This window comes from Aquimarina sp. TRL1, from assembly GCF_013365535.1.
Taxonomy (GTDB): domain Bacteria; phylum Bacteroidota; class Bacteroidia; order Flavobacteriales; family Flavobacteriaceae; genus Aquimarina; species Aquimarina hainanensis.
Window position 1 is genome coordinate 1271833 of record NZ_CP053590.1, and the last position, 22593, is coordinate 1294425.

The following is a 22593-nucleotide window of genomic DNA, read 5'->3' on the forward strand; positions in this document are numbered from 1 at the left end:
TTCAGTCGTGAATCCCACAGGCTACTTACAAGTTTTTTTTATTTATTTGCAAAAAATATCACGTTCGAAATACTAGTACAACCCTTACAAAACACTCAGTTTTTAGACCCATTCTAAATTATTTGCGCTAGATAAGTTATTACCTTTATATACGACAGACTAGATGGAAGAAACCTCTTCTCTAAGATAACAAAACCTACCAACATGAATGCTTATGAAACATGTAGTAATTATTGGCAATGGGATTTCTGGTGTAACTGCCGCTAGGCATATCCGAAAAAAATCAGATAAGAAAATCACTATCATCTCTGCTGAAACAAAATATTTCTTTTCTCGAACAGCACTTATGTATATATACATGGGGCATATGAAGTTTGAGCATACACAACCTTATGAAGATTGGTTCTGGAAGAAGAATCGAATAGAACTAAAAAATGGTTTCGTGCAGCGAGTACTTCCGGATCAAAAAGAAATTGAATTTAAAAATGGAGAACGTCTGTCATATGATACACTGATCATCGCTACCGGATCCAAACCTAATAAATTTGGCTGGCCCGGACAGGATTTAGACGGTGTGATGGGTATGTATCACAAACAAGACCTGGAAAAAATTGAACATTACGCTCCTAATAATCAAGTATGCAAAAGAGCCGTGATCGTAGGAGGCGGACTCATTGGGATAGAACTAGCAGAAATGCTACGATCCAGAAATATTCCCGTGACATTTTTAGTTCGTGAATCAAGTTTCTGGAATGGCGTACTTCCTAAAGGAGAAAGCGAAATGATCAATCGTCATATTATCGATCATCATATCGACCTGAGGCTTTCTTCTAACCTCAAAGAAATAATTGCTGATGAGCACGGAAAAGCAAAAGCAGTAGTTATACAAGAAACAGGAGAAGTGATTGACTGTGATATGGTCGGTCTTACTGCCGGTGTATCTCCTAATATCGATTTCCTCAAAGATTCTGGAATTGAATTAGGAAGAGGAGTTAAGGTCAATAGATATTTAGAAACAAACATCCCGGATGTGTATGCCATCGGAGACTGTGCTGAACAACATGAAGCCATTGGCAATAGACGCCCTATAGAAGCTGTATGGTATACCGGAAGAATGATGGGGGAAACTGTAGCACAAACTATTTGCGGTAATAAAATCCAATACAAACCTGGACACTGGTTTAACAGTGCTAAATTTCTGGATATCGAATACCAAACATACGGATGGGTTTTCGCCAAACCAAAAGAATACGAACAACAATTTCACTGGAAACATACAGACAACACCAAATGTATTACAATGTCTTATCACAAAGAGACTAATGAATTCCTTGGAATCAACACATTTGGAATTCGCATGAGACATGAAGTCTTTGATCGCTGGTTAACCGAAAAAAGGTCTGCAGACTATGTATTGTCACACCTAAAAGAAGCAAATTTTGACCCTGAATTCTTTTCTTCTTTTGAAGATGAAATCTTTGCTTCCTATAAAAATCAATTACGAGTTGTTTAAAAATATACCTCTTCTACCCCAGAAGATTCGAAAAAAATATTGAATATGAGTAATAAACTAGAACATAGTATGTCCTTGGCTTCTCCTGATGCCAAAGGCGTTTCTACCAAACAAAAAATCGCCTTGAGCATTGGCTTTATCGGATTATTTATTCTGATACTAGCACTAGCAAACACCAATTTTCCGAACCAGGGGATTTTCTTAACACTATCACTGGTTCTAATAACCCTGGGAACAATCATATACGCTAATGATGCCTATCTAACCAAACCAGAAGGAATAAAAAATGACGGAGTCTGGTTTAAATCAATCTCTTCCAGAGGTGTTATCGGTTGGCTTACAGGGGTCGCATTAACTACCTTTTATATTGTACTTTATTTTTACCCTCACTTCCTAGGACAAGGAACGGATGGAGCTCCAAATAGTGGTTTAATCGGATTATTCGATCCTTTGAGTAAACTATTAAGTGGTAACCCAGCCAGCCAGTGGTTTGTATATGGTACATTATATACTGTATCAATTCTCGCTTTTGGGTATAAGTTTATTTTAAAATACAGACATAACAGGTATCAACAATTACGAACTGTTTCTGTAATGTTTTTTCAATTAGGGTTTGCTTTCTTGATTCCAGAATTTATGGCACGTTTAAATTCAGACACTTTTAAGCTGCCTTATTACGACCTAAAGAATGTATGGCCTTTGAATTATTATAACTTCGAACAGTATCGAATTGATGAATTTATCAATGCAGGAACAATCGGGCTTTCGCTTTTGATTTTTGGTGTTGTTTCAATTTTTATTATTACACCAATACTAACCTATAAATTCGGAAAAAGATGGTATTGCTCCTGGGTTTGTGGATGTGGAGGTCTCGCAGAAACAACCGGAGATGCTTTTAGACAACTATCCAGCAAAAAATTAAGCGCCTGGAAATTAGAACGCTGGTTAATCCATACTGTTTTAGTCTTTGTTGTTATCATGACCACTGCCGTGGTAAGTACCTATCTGGGCTACGATGATACCAAATATTGGTTTACCAAGACGGTATTCCTGCTAAGTGTTGCTGCTATTTTGACAATTGTTTTCGCTTTAGTAATGATTTTCAAAAGAAATGAACTAGGCAAAGATGCCCGATACGGAGCGATTGGATATTTTGTGGTTCTGGCTGCTTTATTCGGTATTCACTTTTTTAATAGCGACACTACCATTTTCTTTATAAAATCCGAAACCCTACGCGCTACTTACGGGCTGTTTATCGGATCTATTTTTTCAGGAGTAATCGGAACAGGGTTCTACCCTATTCTGGGGAATCGATCCTGGTGCAGATTCGGATGTCCTATGGCTGCAATTCTAGGGTTTCAGCAACGATTATTTTCCAAATTCAGGATTACCACCAATGGAGGACAATGTATTTCATGTGGAAATTGCTCCACCTATTGTGAAATGGGAATTGATGTGCGCTCTTATGCACAAAAAGGAGAAAACATTGTTCGATCCAGTTGTGTAGGATGCGGCGTTTGTTCTGCAGTTTGCCCACGAGGAGTATTAAAACTGGAAAACGATTCCCTAAACGGAAGAATCAATTCTAATGAAATTCTATTAGGAAATGATATCGATCTAATGAATTACGTAAATAACAAATAATCCGAAACACCCTATATTAACAGTAATGAGTTTGCATTATTTTGAAGTTTTCTTGTTAGCATTTTTATTTCTTCTCGTCTAAGAAAGCTCTATAAAACCTTTCACTGATGATTTTAAGAATAATAATAGCTTGCTTACTTTCTTTTACCCCATTAGAAAAAAACCTGACGGTAAAAAAACAGTATATCAAAGAATATTATGAATCCGGGATGCTAAAAGCAGAAGGATGGATTATGGGGGCTACAAAAACAAAATACTGGATCTATTATTACCCCAATGGACAGATCAAAAAAAAGGGAGATTATAAAAACGACAAAAAGAATGGATATTGGTATTTTTATACAAAAGATCGCCAACTAGTCAAAGAAGGGCATTTTATCGATAACAAAGCCGAAAAGTGGTGGATTATTTACGATATTGCCGACAATAACAGTACTATTAGGATCACAAAAAAATACCAGTATCAAAACAATAAAAAAAATGGGTTTTGTCTGATTTTCAAAAATGATGAATTGTTTAAAGCAGAAAAATACATCAATGATCAAAAAATGGGAGAATGGACAGATGTGTATTCTTTCAGAAAGGACAATCCCAATGCTTTTCTATAAATGAATCCAACTATAAAAGTTATCATTCCCGCTTATAACGAGGAGGAATCTATTGCGCATGTAATTCAGGAAATTCCTGAAGTGGTTTCTGAAGTTATTGTGGTAAGCAATCGCTCTACCGACCAAACAGAAAAAGTAGCTAAACAAGCTGGAGCAACTGTATTGAGAGAAGAACAGATGGGTTATGGCTATGCCTGTCTAAAAGGAATGGATTATATCGCCGCTTCAAAAGAAAAAACAGATATCATTGTCTTTCTAGATGGGGATTACAGTGATTATCCGGCTGAGCTAACGACTATTGTAGCTCCTATAATTCATGACGACATTGATATGGTTATCGGAGCCCGGGATAAGAAATTACGAGAGGCAGGTTCTATGACATTCCCTCAGATATTCGGAAACTGGCTTGCTACTAGACTTATGAAATTATTCTTCAATGCGCGTTTCACTGATCTTGGTCCTTTTAGAGCAATTAAGTATGACAAACTTCTCTCCTTAGAAATGGAGGATAAAACCTATGGATGGACTGTAGAAATGCAGTTAAAAGTGTTAAGAAAAAAATACACCTATACCGAAGTATCAGTACCTTACAAAAAGAGAATTGGTGTCTCAAAAGTTTCAGGAACCATAAAAGGTGCTATCTTTGCAGGCGTTAAGATTTTAAGTTGGATTTTTAAATACAGTTTTTCGTAATGGATATTGCCATTATTATTATTTACACAATTGCGTTACTCATCATATTCTTATACAGTTTAGCGCAATTAAATCTATTGTTCAATTATCTCAAAGCGAGAAAGCAAAAAGATAATGCCCCTGTATTTGACTTTACCAGAGAAGAGGAAATCCCTCTGGTAACGATTCAGCTTCCTGTCTACAATGAACTCTATGTAATGTCTCGCTTACTGGACAATATTGCCTTATTGGAATACCCAAAAGATAAGCTGGAAATACAAGTTCTTGATGACTCTACAGATGAATCTGTCACTACGACAGCTAAGCATATCGAAAAACTACAGCGACAAGGGCTGGATATTAAACATATCCGAAGAGAAGATCGATCTGGCTTTAAAGCAGGTGCTCTAAAAGAGGGGCTAAAAATAGCTAAAGGAGAGTTTATCGCTATTTTTGATGCTGACTTCCTTCCGGAAAAAAATTGGTTACAGAAAACAATTCCTTATTTCAAGGATGAGAATATTGGTGTTGTACAAACCCGATGGGGACATATCAACCGTGACTATTCCATTCTTACCAAGATTCAGGCTTTTGCACTGGATTTTCACTTTACAATGGAACAAGTAGGGCGTAATCACAAAGATCATTTTATTAATTTTAATGGTACCGCGGGAGCCTGGAGAAAAACATGTATTGAAGATGCCGGAAACTGGCAAGGAGACACCCTGACAGAAGACCTGGATCTCAGCTATAGAGCGCAATTAAAGAAATGGAAGTTCAAGTATCTGGAAGAAGTAGAAACTCCTGCAGAATTGCCGGTAGTTATCAGTGCTGCCAGATCACAACAATTTAGATGGAATAAAGGAGCTGCTGAGAATTTTCAAAAATTATACTGGAAACTTCTTAAAGACAAAACAGTTCCGTTTAAAACAAAATTTCATAGTTTTTTTCACTTGCTGAACAGCAGTATGTTTCTATTAGTCTTATTAGTAGCTATACTCAGCGTTCCTGTATTATACATTAAGAACAATAACCCTATGTTTGCCTGGTATTTTAATGTGATTGCATCTTTTGCGCTAAGCACTGTTATTTTCTTTTTCTGTTATTGGTACACGTTTAAAAAAATACACGGAAGTGGTTTTTGGAATTTTATAGAATATGTCAAAATGTTCTTCACATTTTTCTCCATTGCAATGGGATTCTCTGTTCATAATTCCAAAGCTGTTTTGGAAGGACATTTTGGAAAAAAGAGTGAATTCGTTCGCACCCCAAAGTTTAATATCAATTCTTTAAAAGATTCCTGGAAAGGGAATAAATATATCAACAAAAACATATCTGCCAATACCATATTGGAAGCTTTACTAACCGGATATTTTGGTTTTGCTTTATACAGTGCTTTTAAGCTACAGGATTTCGGTCTGTTTTTATTTCATATCATGCTATTTTTGGGATTTGGTTTTGTATTTTTTAAATCTGTTACGTCTAAACTGTGATTACACGCTTGTGGAAATATAACAAATCTTCACTTGTTCTTATTCTCACTTGCGCTATACTGTACTACAGTTTTGCCTATACAACGCTACGAACTGATTTTGTAAAAGTATTCAGTTTATGGGGTGCCCTTTTCTTCCTTTCTTATAAAATCTTTCAGTTACATAAAGGGGATTACAAATTACTAGCCTTTACTGCGCTCTTATTTAGGGTTATATTTTTATTTGCAACCCCGAATCTCTCTCAGGATTTTTATCGCTTTATTTGGGATGGGAGAATGTTGTTAGAAGGAATGAATCCTTATTTAAGTTTACCAGAAACCTGGATTAAAGCAGGGAATTTACCCGTAGCACAAGCTATAGAGTTATACCAGGGAATGGGACCATTAAATGGAAGTCATTTTACGAATTATCCTCCTATAAGCCAATTAGCATATGCTATTGCTGCTTTACTATCTCCTAATAGCATTTTAGGAGCTGCTATTGTATTCCGGCTTATATTAATAAGTGCTGATATCGGTATTTTCTTTATAGGTAGAAAGCTATTAAAAAAGCTTCATCTTCAGGAAAATCGCATTTTCTGGTATATCCTCAACCCATTTATTATTATCGAATTAACAGGCAACCTTCATTTTGAAGCATTGATGATATTTTTTATCGTCTGGTCATTGTATCTAATAGTACAAAATAAATGGTTTTGGGCAGGCATCGTTTTAGCATTATCTGTTTCTGTTAAACTAATTCCACTATTGTTTCTTCCTTTATTTTTTCAAAAGTATTTTTTTAGTGAAAAAAAACGCCTCTTCGGTTTTCTAAAACTCTGTGGGTTTTACAGTGTTGTGCTCATTAGCACCCTTCTTCTTTTTATTCCTTTTTTATCCAAAACATTTATTCAGAATTTTAGCACTACTATTGCTTTATGGTTCCAAAATTTTGAATTCAATGCGAGTATCTATTATATAATTCGATGGATTGGATACCAAACAATCGGATGGAATATTATTGCTACAGCAGGAAAAATCCTCCCTCTTGTCTTTCTTTGTCTTTTATTAATCCTTTCTTTTTTTAGAAAAAACAAGGAAACAATACCTCTTATCACTGCCATGTTGATCAGTATTAGTGTATACTATTTCCTGTCTACCACAGTACATCCATGGTATATCGCAGTGCCTCTTTTTCTTTGTATTTTTACTCCCTATCGATTTCCAATCGTCTGGTCTTTTTTGATCATTCTTAGTTATACTGCTTATACAGATCTTGGATTTAAAGAAAACCTATGGATGGTGGCTATAGAATACATTTTGGTTATCGGTGTATTCGTGTATGAATCTTTTATTAGTTCTTCTGTCTTTTTCAAACCTAAAGCCACTAATTAATCACCCTTAGTTTAGAACAAAAACGCGTTTATGTATTTTTATTGGTCAATAAAAACATATAAAAACCTGAATTCAAAATATTTACAAGTAATTATAGCCGTTAAACAAATCCAAAAACCAGCACTTTTGTGGTTTGTATTTTATAACTTAATTTTAAGAAATCCCTCTGAAACATAGCAGTATACAACAAAACTTACAATCAGACAAAATCACAAAAAACATAATTAATCGTTAATTTTTAACATTTTACTAGATTAGAGAAAAAAACATTATAGATTTGCCCCCCAGAACTCAAAACCTTAACTAAATGCATTGCCCCTGCAACAAGAAAAAAAACACTGACTTTCAAGAAATAAGACTTCATATTTCGTATTCGATTTTTACTATAAAGAGCTTTTTAACCCCCTAGTATTTTTTTAGTCAATAACTCGATAGTTGATTACTAATTAGGATGTGAAAAATTGTCTTTTTTTGTCCCCTTAACCTACACAAACAAACACAATAATATCTAATTCAAACAACTAGGAAATAGCGACTAAAAAATATCTTCTATTCATAATGTTATGAATGAAGAAAAACAAAAAGAGGTTTTTCTACTAATAGAAGAACCTCTTTTTTAATTAAATTATACTGTGTACTAAAACTTACATATTCTTAAGATTAATCACTTCTTGTACCGTCAATTTTCTCCAATGACCTCTTGGAAGATCTTTCTTGGTTAGTCCAGAAAAAACAACTCTGTCTAATCGAATTACATCGTAATTAAAATGCTCAAACAGCTTGCGAATAATTCCATTTTTAGAAGATTTAATTTCTATCCCTATTTCTTTTTTCGAAGCACCATCTACATAAGAAATTTCATCCGCTTTAATGAACCCTTCTTTTAATTTAACCCCTTCTTTAATATCCTGAAGATCATCAAATTTCAGGTTGCGATCCAATTCTACATGAAATATCTTCCTCACATTACTCTTATGATGTGTTAATTTCTTTTCCAGATCCACATCATTTGTAAATAACAATAACCCTGTCGTATTTCTTTCTAGTCTTCCTACTGGTTTTAATCTGGCTTTACTAGCATTAGCTACCAATTCCATTACCGTTTTATTTCTCTCCAGACTAGTGGTTGTAGAAAACCCTTTAGGCTTATTCAATAAGATATATTCTTTTTTCTCAGGGGTAATTAACCTTCCATCAAACTTCACCTCATCTGTTAATTTTACTTTATATCCCATTTCTGTAACAGGAGCACCATTAACCCAAACACTTCCCGTCTGAATATACAAATCAGCTTCTCTTCTTGAACACACTCCGGAATTAGCTACAAATTTATTGAGTCGAATTTCTTCTTTCTCCGAAGCCTTGTCTTGTTTTGTATTTGTTTTCTTATCAGGAGCTGTATTTCTCCCTCCAAATTTCCCTTTTGGTGTTCTTCCTTGTCTTCCGTTATTCTTTCTACTCCCTGAATTACCTCCGCGATTCATATCTTAAATTTTGTGCAAAGATACTCTATTCCTTTTTAGAATTAATAATTATTCTCCTTCAAAGGATACAGTACATTGACGATCCCTGTTTATATGTAATTTTGTAATATCCGGTCTCGAATAATGTCCTACAGGGTCAAAGTTCTGGCGCTCTTCATACACCCTGCCAAAATCAATTGTTTCCACCAATAATCCTTCCGAGTTAATTACCGGAGGTACTACCCACTCTCCGTCAGGTCCTGCAATACACGAACCTCCATTACTAAGAAGCTCCGGGGCTTTTTCTCGAATGTAATCAGCATGAGGAATCGTCTGAGGAATAGCTTCTTTTTTCATAAAACTGGATACCGAAACCACAAATGATCTTGATTCCCGGGCAATAAACCTGGTAATATCCTTAGTGTTATAATCACTTCCCGGCCATACTGCTATATGTAGGTTCTCCCCCTGACCATAAAGAGCCGCTCTGGGTAATGGCATCCAATTCTCCCAACAGTTTAACCCTCCTACTCTAAAAGATTTTAAGGCATGGACCCGCAAACCATTCCCATCACCTGGTGCCCAGGTTAATCGTTCTTCATAAGTAGGTTGCAATTTGCGATGTACGGATTGGATAACCCCAGTACGATCTATATATACTAAAGAAGCATATAAGCTATGCCCTCCTCTATCTGTAGGACGTTCTATAATCCCTAAATATATCGCTATTTGATATTTTCTGGACAATTCACAAATGCTATTCAGATCCCCTTCTTCTATTACAATTGCGTTTCTGGCATAATGTGCATGAACTTCTTTTTGTACAGGGTGATCAAATTGTGCTCCATCAGTAATCGAAACCCAATAAGGATAACCAGGCAAAAATGTCTCTCCGAAGACTAACAATTCTACCTTTTTAAGTTTCGCATCTTTAATTGTTTTTTCTATTTTCTGTATCGTTGCTTTTTTATTCAACCATACCGGAGAGATTTGTGCCATCCCTATTGTCAATAAATCTTTTTCCATACCCTAAATAATTCCTCTGAAGATACGACTTATTCTATGTTTTCATCTATTAAAACCTAAACATTAAACATTTGCTTTCTATAGATTTTATGACCGTCTTATAATAGGACTCGTATCTCATCTATAAAAAACACCTTAAAAAACCATGTCGTTTTTACTGGTTTTCAAATATTTATACAAAGAATTGACGTGCGGTTAAACCTCAAGATAACATTAAGTTAACATTGAAAACCGACAAAAAAATATAGAATTCGCATTTTTATATCCCAAAAAAGAAGATCTCTAAAAAAGACAGCGAAATGATTACCAACTAGGAGGTATTCTCATCTCAAAACTACTTTTTTCTCAAAACTTAATTTACTGTAAAAAAACAAGGAATTAACGTAAACATAACATTAAAAAAATGTTCTCTTAACTTTGAAACTGATTTTTTCATTTCTAACTGACATAAATTTGCCTCGTAAGATAAAAACAAAAGAGAATACTCTTAAAAACTAAAACCTAAAAAATGAAAAATTTAAAAGTAGTATTAATAGCAATTTTTGTAGTGTCTTTCCAAGCATTTTCTGCTGACAAGTCGACAAAATCTCCGGAACAACAATTAAGAAATGAAATTATCAATTTATTAGATAATCCGGACATCAAAATTAGCAACAACGAAGTAAAAGCAAATATAGAGTTTACACTAAACTCTAAAAATGAAATCGTAATCCTGACAGTAAATTCTGAAACTGAATCTTTAGAAAACTTTGTAAAGTATAAACTAAATTACAAGAAAGTGAATTCTAAAATGCCAGAAACTAATTCCAAAATTTTCAGAATGTCATTAAAGGTATTAAATCCTAACGTATAGTATCTATACGGACGCCCCAAAACTAGAAAAAGCAGTTACCTAGCAGTAACTGCTTTTTTTTATTTCTATTTTTTCTTCACTTCGGGTTTCTAACTACTGGTAATCCTAATTTTATATCGCTTCTTCCTGACAGTGTCCCATTTTTTTCTTTATATATAAAAAAGAACTGTTATTAAAATAACCTCAACAGAAAAGATTGTAGCCCTTGCATCCTCTCAAATACTGTCTGCTAATTCACATATCATAAACGTATCGAATTATCTAACAAATTGATAATTTCTATTTTCCTCTACCAAAAATCTTCTGGTATTTACATCCCCCTTCCTTTTATTTTCTTTTTTATCAACCTCTTATCAAAAACAAATAAATTACTTCGGTGCAAGTCCACGAGTATTCATTAGAAACAAATTTTCAATTTCGAGGCAATCCCTGGGGTATTATATTCTTTAGTAACACCAATAAAAAACAAGCTTTTTTCACAATAACTCATTGATTAGACATAAGGTAAAACCTCAAAATAACATTCTCCTAACACTTGTTTATTATCTAATTTCTGTATTCTTTCACATATTCCTGTCATCTGTTGGAGAACTTAACCTTCTCTTCCTTTTTTATTGAAAAAAGCGTAAAAAAAAGTAGCAATTACTACTTTTTTAATAAGGTTTCTTTTTTATTAATCACACTCCTTATTAACCTAAACATAACCTAAAAGCATCATTCTAATCATAAATTTTATCACAAAAAATGCAGGATCAGAATGTACATTTGTCACAAATAAAATTGAAAACAACAGTATCAAAAACATACAAAAATGAAAAACTTAAGATTATTACTTGCAGCACTTTTTATCACTTCAACGCAATTATTTGCTTCTACTCCTTCTGATGAGACTCCTGAGCAACAATTAAGAAATGAAATCCTTACATTATTAAGCAGTCCTGATATCAAAGTAGAGAATGAAGATTTAAAAGCTAATATCGAATTTACACTTAATGCTAAGGGAGAGATTGTTGTACTGACAGTGGATACCTCTGAGAAAATAGTAGAAGACTATGTTCTTTCTAAATTAAACTACAAAAAAGTAGATTCTGAAATATTAGAAAACGATTACAAGATATACAGAGTCGACCTAAAAATCTTAAAACCTAACTCTTAATCCTTTCTTACTAGTGATTTCTAATGGATAGTCCTTATCCATAAACACTAAAATAATCGACGCAGCGAGATCATTTAAAACTTTTTTAAATGATCTTTTTTTCGTTTATAAAAATGACAAAATTTTATCTAAAATACTTTTGAAATCAATAAGTACAATGCTAAAAACCCCGGAAACAATTATAAATTTCAAAATGTTATGAAGCCAGACATAATGCACTTTCCCTTTTGATCTCCACAACGCTACTAAAAAAAGAATGAGTAAAAATATACTGGCATAGAAAAATATACGCATTCCTCCTATACGATAAGTATTCAACAGTAAATACAGAGGGATTCCTGAAACGAACACTAAGATGCTGACGAGTTTTTTAGACATTCGTTCTCCATATTCGACAGCAATTGTTCTATAGTTCTGAGCTATATCTCCTTTTAGATTCCCCATATCCTTTACCAACTCTTTCATGATCAACATCAGATATAAAAAGGTAGCATGAACAAATATAACCTGATCAAAATTCAGGTAATAGATAAAAACTGCAAAAAAAGGAGTGATCGATAATAAGGAAGCAACAATATTCCCTACAAATAATATTTTTTTGAGTTTATGAGAATAAAACCAAATACCAAATATGTACAATGAAAAAAAGACAACTGCCTTAAAAGACACATAACTTGCCAGTACTACGGATAAAAAGTTAAGAATAAAATAGGCTGTTAGTTTTGTTTGCTGACTTACCAAACGATCCAGCATTGTTTTTTGCGGTCTGTTTATTAAATCTTTTTCTCTATCGTAAAAATTATTAATAATATATCCGGCAGCTATCACCCCGGATGAGGCCAAAACTATGACAAAAAGATTCGTATCTAATAATACATTTTTCCACCCTCGATTGGGAGCAAGAATAAATATAGCTGTTAGATATTGAGCAATGACTAAAATCAGAATATTATAGCCTCTCACCACAGAAAACAAACTTAACAACTTCAGTAATACAAGTTTGTTTTTTCTACTAAGCATAAGAGAAGAATGCTTATTTTTTTAAAAATTATACACTACTTCCAGTTTATGTCCCTTAAGCGCTTTTCTGGCTTTTTCAAGATCTTGTGTAAATCCTAAAATGTACCCTCCTCCACCAGAGCCACAGAGCTTTAAGTAGTAATCGTTTGTCTCAATACCATTTCTCCACAAAGTTTGAAATTCCTTTGGGATCATCGGCTTAAAATTATCCAAAACAACATTAGATAATTTTTTTATGTTAGAGAACAACGACCTGATATCTCCTCCCAGGAAATCTTCCACACAGGCATCGGTATACTTTACAAATTGGTTTTTCAACATATTGCGAAATCCTTCTTGTCTCATTTTCTCCATAAAAATATTCACCATAGGAGCTGTTTCTCCTACAATTCCACTGTCTAAAAGGAAGACAGCACCTTTTTTATGATCTACACTTTGAGAAGGAATTCCTGCGGGTTCAATATTATCTTTGGAGTGGATCAATATTGGTAGACTGAGATAGCTATTTAAAGGATCTAGACCAGAACTGTTTCCATGAAAGAAAGACTCCATCACTCCAAAAATTTTCTTTAGAGTCAGCAGTTTTTCTCTGGTCAGGTTTTCTAATACTGTAATCTTATTATCTGCATATTTATCATATATAGCAGCCACAAGCGCCCCACTACTTCCTACTCCATATCCCTGAGGAATGCTACTATCGAAATACATTCCATTTTCTACATCAGCCGTTAATCGCTCCAAATCAAACGTAACAATTCGCTCATCATTAATCTCTTCCAGATAGCTAGCAAACTTTCTTAGACTTTCATTAGAGTTTTTTGCTTCTTCATCGGGGTTTTCAGAAACTTTTAATGCTCCTTTATAAAAATTATAAGGAATAGAAAGTCCTTTGGAATCTTTTATAATTCCATATTCACCAAACAAAAGAATCTTAGAATAAAATAATGGGCTTTTCATGTTGTTTTCTCCTACCTTTTCCGGATTAGTATCCATATTTTTATAAAGTTACAAAAATTTAGCTCCTGTTCCTATTTTGTCACAAATATACTGTCCTTTCTGACAATAACCAACCAGCTCTTTTTTAACAAATTCCAATACGGTTTCTTTTTCTTTTTCAGGATATAATACATGTACATTTGCTCCTGCATCCAAGGTAAAACACACTTTGGAACCTGTAGCTTTTCTATAATCCCAAATCTTATTAATAATTGATAATGTATTTGGTTTCATCAGAATAAAATACGGCATAGAAGTCATCATCATCGCATGCAGACTCAATGCCTCACTTTCTACTATTTTTATAAATGCATCCTGATCTCCATTAATCAAAACCTCTTTTATCTTTGATATATTCTCTTTTGCTTGTTCAAATCTTTGTTTAGCAAAGGGGTGACCGTGCATTAAATCATGACCTACTGTACTACTCACTTGTTTCTCTCCTTTATCCACTAATAATATCAGATCGCGATATCCACTGAAATGATCATGAATTTCATACGGAAATTTCACTGCATACGCATCATCACTTCCTGTAATATCTGCATGTGCACCCCAAACTTCTACAGGTCCTTCTATACTACGGCAAGCACTTCCTGACCCCAGTCTAGCTAAGAATGATGCTTTTTTCAGAAAAGCTTCCTCTGTCATTTCAGGATGCATCTTTTTTTCCAATCCCATCAGACAGTACGAAAGTGCACTCATACCACTGGCTGAAGAAGCAATTCCACTACTATGAGGAAAAGTATTGGTGGTCTCTATCCTGAAAGTATACTGCTTCAAAAAAGGAAGGTATGGATATACTCGTTCAAAAAACTTTTGGATTTTCGGACGAAATGATGGTTTTAAAGCGCCTTCAAAAAATAATTCAAAATCAAAGGTATTGCCTGCCTCTTCTTTTTTAGCATACCAGACAGTAGTTTCTGTCTTGCAATGATCTAGGGTAAAACTTATAGAAGCATTCTCTGGTAATTGAACAGGTCTTTTCCCCCAATACTTTACTAAAGCAATATTACTTGGTGCACTACAAGAAATTTTTCCTTCATTCGGAATATCTTCAGTTGGTTTTAAAATAAATTGAGGGTAATCATTCATCTTTACTTCTATTTTTTGGCAAATATAAGTTCTTATCAACATTTATAGGACGCCCAACTAGTAAAAATAAATTGTTATTTTAGTAGCTCACTATATCATCGGATGAAAAAGAGACTACTTCGTACTACCTTGTCTGTTTTGTTTTGTTTATTTATTGGTTTTCTGGTCACTATTACTTCTCAGAAATCCCTTCATCCTTGGTACACTACGCTCAACAAACCTTCTTTCACCCCTCCTTATTGGGTCTTTTTTGCCGTTTGGAATCTTCTCTATTTTATGATGGGTATTTCTTTAGGAATTATTTGGAACAAAGGGTTCTATCATAAATTGGTAAAAACTGCGTTATATCATTTTGGGTTTCAACTGTTGCTGAATGTTTCATGGTTCATTTTTTTCTTTGGACTACAAAATTCATTTATAGCGTTATTAGATATAACTACCCTGTTTATCTTGCTATTATTTACAATTAAATGGTTTAAATTTGTAAACGCTACAGCTGCTTACCTACTTGTACCCTATATTCTATGGGTTGCTTTTGCGACCGCATTGAATTTTTGCATTTGGCAACTCAATTAATGAAGAACGTAGAAAGAATAAGGAATTAGAAAAATTTATGAGTAAAAAAGCAATTGTTTTACAAACAACTCTTGAGTTAATTACAAAACAAGGTATCCGAGCAACTTCTCTGTCGCAAATTATTAAAACATCGGGTGTTGCCAATGGCACCCTGTATCATCATTTCAAAAATAAAGAAGAAATCATATCCGAATTATACTTGATGCTTTCACAAGACTTTGGTACGGTCGTTATGAGAAACCTACCAGAAGAAGACACCAAGAAACAATTTGCTATTATGTGGCAAAACCTTTTTTATTATTTTGTAAACAATCCTTTGGCATTTATATTTTCAGAACAAATTGCACGATCTCCTGAGATCCCAACAAGTTTAAAAAATCAAGCCAGGCAATACTACAAAGACATCGAAGCTTTTTTTAGAGAAACTATCCGAAAAAAAGAGTTTAAAGCATATGACATACTAGTCATGGAAGAATTGTTTTTTGGAAATGTGGTTTCGCTGGTAAAACTATATGAAAATAAAGGCGGAAATCTAAAAGAACGTTGCATCAATCAGGCTATAGAAATTTCATGGAAAGGATTTCTAAAAAAAGCTGAATAATACAACAATCACCCCCTACATTATAAAACTACAGCATTTTTTTACTGTAATTTATACCTGAAACAAAAAAGCACCGGTATTATAGTTTAATCCGGTACTTTTTTGTTTGTATTATTTTTTTGTTGTACTAGTTAAACAGAATCTTCAGACAAGATTCTTTGTACATATCTTTCAGCGCTGCTTCAATTGCTTTTTTAGAATCTTCCGCAGTTCCTATGGAAGCTCCTTTATATGTCAATTCTCCGGTTTCTTTACTCCACACAAAGTCTTTATTTCCGGATTTGATAATTCTATCTTCATCTTTCGTTGTCACTCTAAATGTAACGAAGTCTTGTCCATACTCTACTCCTGCAGGGAAATAGATCTCTGTCACAAATTTAGTAGATCCTTTTGCATAGACATAGCACACACAATCTCCAACATCTTTTGTTTCAGACACTCGGACAATATTATTTTGCACAATTTTCCATCCTTCACTCTGATAAGTCCCTACCAAGTTCATCAACATGGTTCCTTTTTCCGCTAATTTCCCATCTACTAAAGATTCAAAAGTTACCAATGCAGAAATTGTTCCTGCACGTTCTTTTTGACTTACATACAATACTTTATCCAGGCTAAGTCTAAACTTGTATTTATTCACCCCTACAATATCATCTATTTGTCGTGCCAGGTCTTCTTTTTTATACCGTTTTCTCACCACAGTACCTGATAATCTTACATAGGCCGTATTCCCCACATAAGATTCACTAAACAATTCCAATACCGTTTCTTTATCCACTCCCTGATTCAGGCCATTGACCATATTCACATAATCAGAAAGAAGCTTTCTTACCGGCTCGTCATAGTCCGCTGCTTTGATATTCTGTACACTAAACGAGGTTAGCAAAGCCACAATAATAATTGTAATTTTTTTCATAATAATTTGGGATAAATATTTAATTTAAAGATACTAAACTTTTAACAATTTTATGCATTATCAAACGATACTACCTACACATTATTACCTAATGCTATCAATTTCTCTACTGTTCTCAGGTTTCTCGTTGTCGCATTACACATTAGCTTTTTTTCAAAAAATGCATTATTTAATTTTGTTTTTCCATATCCGTTAGGGATATACAGATACACCACTCTTTCTCCTGCCACTATCTTCTCCTCTTCTCTGGCTACTGATCTCAGTACTGTCTCTTCGGCTGCAGCTACTTTTTTTTCCAAAAAGGTAACATACACCTTCTTTCCCAGATCTTCTTCCTCGTACTGAAACGGATTTGCATTACGGATTCTTTTTAACTCTTCCATATCTAGCACCAAGACAGGAACATCAAATCCGTACCTTTTTTTTATTTCATGACTGATTACAGTACTTATTTCTTCTTTTTTATATCTATTTGTTTCGAATATCACATTACCACTCTGGATATAGGTTTGAATTTCTGACAATCCTATTTCTTCCAAAAGAGAAGTCAAGTCAATCATTTTTATTTTTTTTTGACCACTTACATTAATTCCTCTAAGTAAAGCAACATACATATTTTTTACTGTTTTGCAATAGCCTGAGCAGCGATATAAGCTCCCGTCCAGGCATTCTGAAAGTTAAACCCTCCGGTAATAGCATCAATGTTCAAAACTTCACCGGCAAAATACAAATTTTTATTTTTTTTACTCTCATACGTTTTAAAACTAACCTCTTTCAAATCGACTCCTCCGGCAGTAACAAACTCTTCCTTGAAGGTACTTTTTCCGTCTACAGAATACACGCTTTCTACTACTTCTGATGCCAGTTGCGACAATTGACTTTTGTTGACATCTGCCCACCGCATAGTATCTACAATCCCAGCTGCATTCACAAAGCTCCTCCATAAGCGTTTTGGCAGCTCAAATCTCGCATACTTATACACCAGTTGCTTAGCACACTCTTCTTTAAACCCTTTTAGTTCCTCTATTACATCTTTCCGGGTATACCCTGGCAGCCAGTTTACTTCTATCGTAAATGAATATCCGAGATCATGTAACACTAACGCCCCCCAGGAAGACAACTTCAGTATTGCAGGACCACTCATCCCCCAATGTGTAATCAGTAATGGTCCTTCGCTAGTCAGTTTCTGTCCTTGTATTTTTACCTCCGCATTAGCAACTACTCCAGGCAGTTCTTTTATCCTTTTATCTGCTATATTAAATGTAAATAAAGAAGGAACAGACGGAACAATGGTGTGATTCAGCTTTTTCAATATCTCCCATATCTTTTGGTTACTTCCTGTAGCAACCATCATTTTTTTTGAAAAAAACACCTCTTTATTCGTCACGACTTTCCACAATGTTTCTTCCTGACCAAAGTCTTTAATAAGCTGCCCTTTTACAACTGTTACTTTTCTTTCTTTAGCCTCCTTTACAAAACAATCGATAATCGTCTGTGAAGAGTCAGACACCGGAAACACACGACCATCTTCTTCTATTTTCAATGCTACTCCTTTATTTTCGAACCACTCCATCGTATCTCCTGTCATAAAAGTATGAAAAGGACCTATCAACTCTTTCTCTCCTCTCGGATAGTTCTTACTCAATTCTTTTGGGATAAACTCTCCATGTGTAACATTACAACGTCCTCCTCCTGAAACTTTAACCTTCGTCAAAACTTCTTTTCCTTTTTCTATTATCAGAATAGTAAGCTCCGGATTTTGTGTTGCTACATTAATAGCTGTAAAAAAACCGGCAGCTCCTCCTCCGGCAATAATAAGATCATATATCATGTAGCAAAATTAGGAAAATCCGTAATGATCCCATCTACATTCCAGCTTTTCATTTTCTCGAACAACGGCTTTTTATTGACAGTCCACACATATACCTGCAACCCATTATTATGAGCTGACAAAACATGTTCTTCTTTTATACAAGAAATAGGAAGATGCACTGAATACGCTTGTAGTTTTATAGCGATCTCAATAGCTCTTTCTGGTTTTTCTTCCTCCAGCACACCTACTTTAATCTCATCACTCGCACGCCTAACTTGTGCCAATAACTCTTTATCAAAACTAGATACTATAAAGTCTGAAAAATCCCAAAAGGTCTCTTGAACAAGTATTTTTAGATACGACACAACCGACAAAGCTGTGTCTTTCCCTTTTAGTTCAATATTAATAGTACAGCGTTTATCAACAAGCGCCACTATTTCTGATAACGCAGGAATAGTAGCACCTTTATTTGTCACAACATTCTTCAATTCCTGAAATGATAATTCAGATACCCGACCTTCTCCCCGGGTTGTTCGATCTATTGTTTCATCATGCATCACGATCAACTCTCCCGAACGACAACGATGTACATCTATTTCCACTCCATCAACCGAATACCGAAGTGCTTCTTCTACAGATATCAATGTGTTTTCTTCTGCCAATCCCGCCGCTCCGCGATGTCCAAATATTTTCACAAGAACTACTATTATTTAAATGCCGGTATCCCTGTAATATCCATTCCGGTAATTAACAAATGAATATCATGAGTCCCTTCATAAGTAATTACACTTTCTAAATTCATCATGTGTCTCATGATACTATATTCTCCTGTAATTCCCATTCCTCCCAATATCTGCCTAGCTTCTCTAGCAATAGTAAGTGCCATATCCACATTATTTCTTTTCGCCATAGAGATCTGAGCAGAGGTTGCTCTTCCTTCATTTCTCAATACTCCTAATCTCCAGGTTAGCAATTGTGCTTTGGTTATTTCCGTAATCATCTCTGATAATTTCTTTTGCTGCAACTGTGTTCCTGCAATTGGTTTATCAAACTGGATTCTCTCTTTCGCATATCGCAGGGCGGTATCATAGCAATCCATTGCTGCACCAATAGCTCCCCATGCTATTCCAAATCGTGCAGAATCCAAACACCCCAATGGAGCTCCTAATCCACTTTTTTCTGGCAGGAGATTCTCCTTAGGCACTTTCACATTATCAAAAATAAGCTCTCCTGTGGCTGAAGCTCGCAACGACCATTTATTATGTGTTTCCGGGGTCGAAAACCCCTCCATACCTCTTTCTACAAGTAACCCATAGATTCTTCCCTCTTCATTCTTTGCCCAAACCACTGCTACATCAGCAAACGGAGCGTTGGAAATCCACATTTTTGCCCCATTTAGTAAGTAATGATCTCCTTTATCTTTAAAGTTTGTAATCATTCCTCCTGGATTTGAACCATAATCCGGTTCTGTTAACCCGAAACAACCTACAAACTCCCCGGAAGCCAGCTTGGGCAAAAATCTTTTTCGCTGCTCTTCAGTTCCATATTTCCAGATCGGATACATCACTAAAGAGGATTGTACTGAGGCAGTAGATCGAATCCCTGAATCTCCCCTTTCTATTTCTTGCATAATCAGCCCATAGCTAATCTGATCCAAACCAGCCCCTCCATATTCTGCAGGGATATAAGGACCAAAAGCTCCGATATCTGCCAATCCTTTTATCAACTGTTTTGGAAATGCTGCTCGTTGTGCATATTCTTCTATTATAGGAGAAACTTCTCGTTTTACCCACTCCCTAGAAGCTTCCCTCACCATTTTCTGTTCTGCTGTCAATAGTTCATCTAACTCATAATAATCAGGTGCTTGAAATAAGTCTGGCTTCATACTGCTTGTTGTTTTATAATTAAAGAATACATGAAAGTTTCTGAGATAAGAATTCTAACAAATGTACTTAATGCTACCAGAGAAAACAATTTTTTTAATTCGTTAAAAAAAATCAACAAATTCAAACTACATACAGATGTTTCTTACTGTTTCTCATTTGTTTTTTTCTAAAAGTGTGTATATTTTCTACAGTATTAACGTGCATTCTACACTTTTTATACAATTTCCACACATCTATGATCACCCCCATCTCAATCTTCAACCACTTACAAAACAAGGGATTACCAACAAATTATAAGTACCTTCCAAACAATGGCACAATTTTGACAAAAGAATACATGTAAAATACAAACCCCTGCAACAATGAAAAATCTATTTTTAACTCCTATTCTTATAATAGGTATATTAATAGGCTTAGAAAATGTTTCTGCACAGAATGCGCCCCAGGAAGGAATTTCTACTGAAAAAGAAATCGCTTCTATTCCGGTTAAAGAATTACCAGAAACCATCACAAAAGCTGTTGAAAGGGATTATAAAGGGGCAGTTATTAATAAAAGCACACGCTCTGACAAAACGTCTTTTTACGAATTAAAATTAGCATATAAAAATGGAGAAACTTTAGTCATCAACTATGACCCAAAAGGCAATCTCATAAAAAAGTAACTAACTAACATTATTTTCATAGCCAAATCAACTAAAAGATGTAATCACAATTGCATTGCCCCCAAGAGAAATGAATCTCTTAATACTACAGATTCATTTCTCTATTAAAAATGAAAATATTAAAAAAATAAAATTATGAAATAGAAAGTACCCGAATTATGCAATAGGTTTTCACAGCAAAAGCTAAAATAGTGACAAAGGAGTAACTACCCGGTCTATTTTGATAACACAAACTCAACTACTAAAATATCAGAATACACTAAACGCTATACAATATTTAGCCATCTCATGCCCAGGTCGAAAATCTGTTGTATAATTTCGGGCTTTTAACTCCCTCTAAACATTTAAAAACCACCAATCCTAACCTACCCATGCTTTGGTTTTTAAGCACAAATCCCCTTAAGGTCAAAAATTAAGAACATACTACAAAACCACCCGAGATGGTTATATTTAGAAAAAGTGAGGATTCTTTGTGAATTCTTGCTTTTTCACTTTTTGTATTACATTTTTAAATAAAAGTCTTTTGTCAGCTTCATATAAGCTTCTGTATATTGGTGTCTGGAAGACTCTATCACCAGCTCTTCTTCTTCACACATTTTATCCAAAAAACCTAGTTCCAAAAGGCTTCTTTTCAAAACTGTATCTGGAGTCCCTCTAACTCTGGTAATTCGTTGCGGAAACAAGGAAACCTGTGCTGCCAACTCTATAATTCGCTTCTCTTCTTTAAAAGGAACTATCAATGCTAGTTTACCTTGCTCATTCAATAGATGAACAGCCCCGTGAATAAGATGTTCAAACGGAAGGGCTTCTTCAAACCTTGCCAAATCTCTTTTGACATCTGTTGTTTTATAATCCTCTGCAAAAAATGGGGGATTACTAATAATCAGGTCGTAAGAATCCTCTATTTCAGTCACAAATTCCTGAAAAGAGGCATGATAACAAAAAAGCCTATCCCCCCAAGGAGACCCCTCAAAATTATCAACTGCTTGCTCATATGCATCAGAATCAATCTCTAACGCATCGACAATTTCTGCCGGAGATCGCTGCGCCATCATCAGAGCAATAACCCCTGTTCCGGTTCCCACATCCAATATAGAATGTACAGTATCAGATACAGAAGCCCAAGCCCCTAAGAGCACCCCATCTGTCCCTATCTTCATAGCACATCGCTCTTGATGCACTTCAAATCTTTTAAACACAAAAGGTTTACTCATACACTAAACATTT

General features: G+C 34.7%; 22 protein-coding genes. 11 read left to right on the forward strand and 11 right to left on the reverse strand.

What is annotated here, in order from left to right; all coding sequences use genetic code 11:
• The first annotated feature begins 214 nt into the window (after window positions 1–214).
• From HN014_RS04990 to HN014_RS05015, 6 genes are all read left to right on the forward strand, one after another.
• Complete coding sequence (locus HN014_RS04990; RefSeq protein WP_176027789.1) at window positions 215–1513, forward strand: NAD(P)/FAD-dependent oxidoreductase; 1299 nt, start codon at window positions 215–217, stop codon at window positions 1511–1513.
• Between the two features lie 45 nt (window positions 1514–1558).
• Complete coding sequence (locus HN014_RS04995) at window positions 1559–3157, forward strand: 4Fe-4S dicluster domain-containing protein (protein WP_176027790.1); 1599 nt, start codon at window positions 1559–1561, stop codon at window positions 3155–3157.
• A gap of 107 nt (window positions 3158–3264) precedes the next feature.
• Window positions 3265–3765, forward strand: a complete 501-nt coding sequence (locus HN014_RS05000) for a toxin-antitoxin system YwqK family antitoxin (protein ID WP_176027791.1) — start codon at window positions 3265–3267, stop codon at window positions 3763–3765.
• Window positions 3766–4458, forward strand: coding sequence for a glycosyltransferase family 2 protein (locus HN014_RS05005; protein WP_176027792.1), 693 nt, complete (start codon window positions 3766–3768; stop codon window positions 4456–4458).
• A complete protein-coding gene (locus HN014_RS05010; RefSeq protein ID WP_176027793.1) occupies window positions 4458–5930 on the forward strand; it encodes a cellulose synthase family protein in 1473 nt (490 codons plus the stop codon). The genes HN014_RS05005 and HN014_RS05010 overlap by 1 nt, the downstream gene beginning before the upstream one ends.
• The gene (locus HN014_RS05015) at window positions 5927–7303 is read left to right on the forward strand and encodes a glycosyltransferase 87 family protein (protein WP_176027794.1); all 1377 of its coding nucleotides are present in this window, start codon (window positions 5927–5929) and stop codon (window positions 7301–7303) included. The genes HN014_RS05010 and HN014_RS05015 overlap by 4 nt, the downstream gene beginning before the upstream one ends.
• A gap of 644 nt (window positions 7304–7947) precedes the next feature.
• Here HN014_RS05015 and HN014_RS05020 read toward each other — a convergent pair.
• Both HN014_RS05020 and HN014_RS05025 read right to left on the reverse strand, forming a co-directional pair.
• Window positions 7948–8787: a pseudouridine synthase gene (locus HN014_RS05020; protein WP_176027795.1), complete on the reverse strand. Its 840-nt coding sequence runs from the start codon at window positions 8785–8787 to the stop codon at window positions 7948–7950.
• 48 nt (window positions 8788–8835) lie between these two features.
• Window positions 8836–9792 (reverse strand): carbon-nitrogen hydrolase family protein, encoded by a 957-nt coding sequence (locus HN014_RS05025; RefSeq protein ID WP_176027796.1) that lies wholly within the window; start codon window positions 9790–9792, stop codon window positions 8836–8838.
• A gap of 508 nt (window positions 9793–10300) precedes the next feature.
• Between HN014_RS05025 and HN014_RS05030 the strand changes: the two genes are divergently transcribed.
• Together HN014_RS05030 and HN014_RS05035 are read left to right on the forward strand one after the other, a co-directional pair.
• The gene (locus HN014_RS05030; RefSeq protein WP_176027797.1) at window positions 10301–10645 is read left to right on the forward strand and encodes a hypothetical protein; all 345 of its coding nucleotides are present in this window, start codon (window positions 10301–10303) and stop codon (window positions 10643–10645) included.
• Between the two features lie 811 nt (window positions 10646–11456).
• Window positions 11457–11801, forward strand: coding sequence for a hypothetical protein (locus HN014_RS05035; RefSeq protein ID WP_176027798.1), 345 nt, complete (start codon window positions 11457–11459; stop codon window positions 11799–11801).
• 105 nt (window positions 11802–11906) lie between these two features.
• Here HN014_RS05035 and HN014_RS05040 read toward each other — a convergent pair whose 3' ends face one another.
• The 3 genes from HN014_RS05040 to HN014_RS05050 are packed head-to-tail and all read right to left on the reverse strand — an operon-like array spanning window position 11907 to window position 14912.
• Window positions 11907–12821, reverse strand: coding sequence for a geranylgeranylglycerol-phosphate geranylgeranyltransferase (locus tag HN014_RS05040; protein ID WP_176027799.1), 915 nt, complete (start codon window positions 12819–12821; stop codon window positions 11907–11909).
• Window positions 12822–12842: 21 nt separating this feature from the next.
• Window positions 12843–13778, reverse strand: coding sequence for a mevalonate kinase (locus HN014_RS05045; RefSeq protein WP_176031039.1), 936 nt, complete (start codon window positions 13776–13778; stop codon window positions 12843–12845).
• A 48-nt stretch (window positions 13779–13826) separates the two neighbouring features.
• Window positions 13827–14912, reverse strand: a complete 1086-nt coding sequence (locus HN014_RS05050) for a diphosphomevalonate/mevalonate 3,5-bisphosphate decarboxylase family protein (protein WP_176027800.1) — start codon at window positions 14910–14912, stop codon at window positions 13827–13829.
• A 102-nt stretch (window positions 14913–15014) separates the two neighbouring features.
• Here HN014_RS05050 and HN014_RS05055 point away from each other — a divergent pair, with 102 nt between their 5' ends.
• Window positions 15015–15488, forward strand: a complete 474-nt coding sequence (locus HN014_RS05055; RefSeq protein WP_176027801.1) for a TspO/MBR family protein — start codon at window positions 15015–15017, stop codon at window positions 15486–15488.
• A gap of 37 nt (window positions 15489–15525) precedes the next feature.
• Entirely contained in the window at window positions 15526–16089 is a 564-nt protein-coding gene (locus HN014_RS05060; protein ID WP_176027802.1) for a TetR/AcrR family transcriptional regulator, read from the forward strand.
• Window positions 16090–16216: 127 nt separating this feature from the next.
• Here HN014_RS05060 and HN014_RS05065 read toward each other — a convergent pair whose 3' ends face one another.
• The 5 genes from HN014_RS05065 to HN014_RS05085 all read right to left on the reverse strand — a co-directional run bounded on the left by HN014_RS05065 (window position 16217) and on the right by HN014_RS05085 (window position 20703).
• Window positions 16217–17005, reverse strand: a complete 789-nt coding sequence (locus HN014_RS05065) for a hypothetical protein (RefSeq protein ID WP_176027803.1) — start codon at window positions 17003–17005, stop codon at window positions 16217–16219.
• Between the two features lie 74 nt (window positions 17006–17079).
• Complete coding sequence (locus tag HN014_RS05070) at window positions 17080–17619, reverse strand: DUF1697 domain-containing protein (RefSeq protein WP_176027804.1); 540 nt, start codon at window positions 17617–17619, stop codon at window positions 17080–17082.
• 5 nt (window positions 17620–17624) lie between these two features.
• Window positions 17625–18836: an NAD(P)/FAD-dependent oxidoreductase gene (locus tag HN014_RS05075; protein WP_176027805.1), complete on the reverse strand. Its 1212-nt coding sequence runs from the start codon at window positions 18834–18836 to the stop codon at window positions 17625–17627.
• The gene (locus tag HN014_RS05080; protein ID WP_176027806.1) at window positions 18833–19513 is read right to left on the reverse strand and encodes a glycerophosphodiester phosphodiesterase family protein; all 681 of its coding nucleotides are present in this window, start codon (window positions 19511–19513) and stop codon (window positions 18833–18835) included. The genes HN014_RS05075 and HN014_RS05080 overlap by 4 nt, the downstream gene beginning before the upstream one ends.
• Window positions 19514–19524: 11 nt before the next feature.
• Window positions 19525–20703, reverse strand: coding sequence for an acyl-CoA dehydrogenase family protein (locus tag HN014_RS05085; RefSeq protein WP_176027807.1), 1179 nt, complete (start codon window positions 20701–20703; stop codon window positions 19525–19527).
• 363 nt (window positions 20704–21066) lie between these two features.
• Between HN014_RS05085 and HN014_RS05090 the strand changes: the two genes are divergently transcribed.
• A complete protein-coding gene (locus tag HN014_RS05090; protein ID WP_176027808.1) occupies window positions 21067–21366 on the forward strand; it encodes a hypothetical protein in 300 nt (99 codons plus the stop codon).
• A gap of 500 nt (window positions 21367–21866) precedes the next feature.
• On the opposite strand, the gene HN014_RS05095 is transcribed toward HN014_RS05090, so the two are convergent.
• A complete protein-coding gene (locus tag HN014_RS05095) occupies window positions 21867–22580 on the reverse strand; it encodes a tRNA1(Val) (adenine(37)-N6)-methyltransferase (RefSeq protein ID WP_176027809.1) in 714 nt (237 codons plus the stop codon).
• Window positions 22581–22593 lie beyond the last annotated feature (13 nt).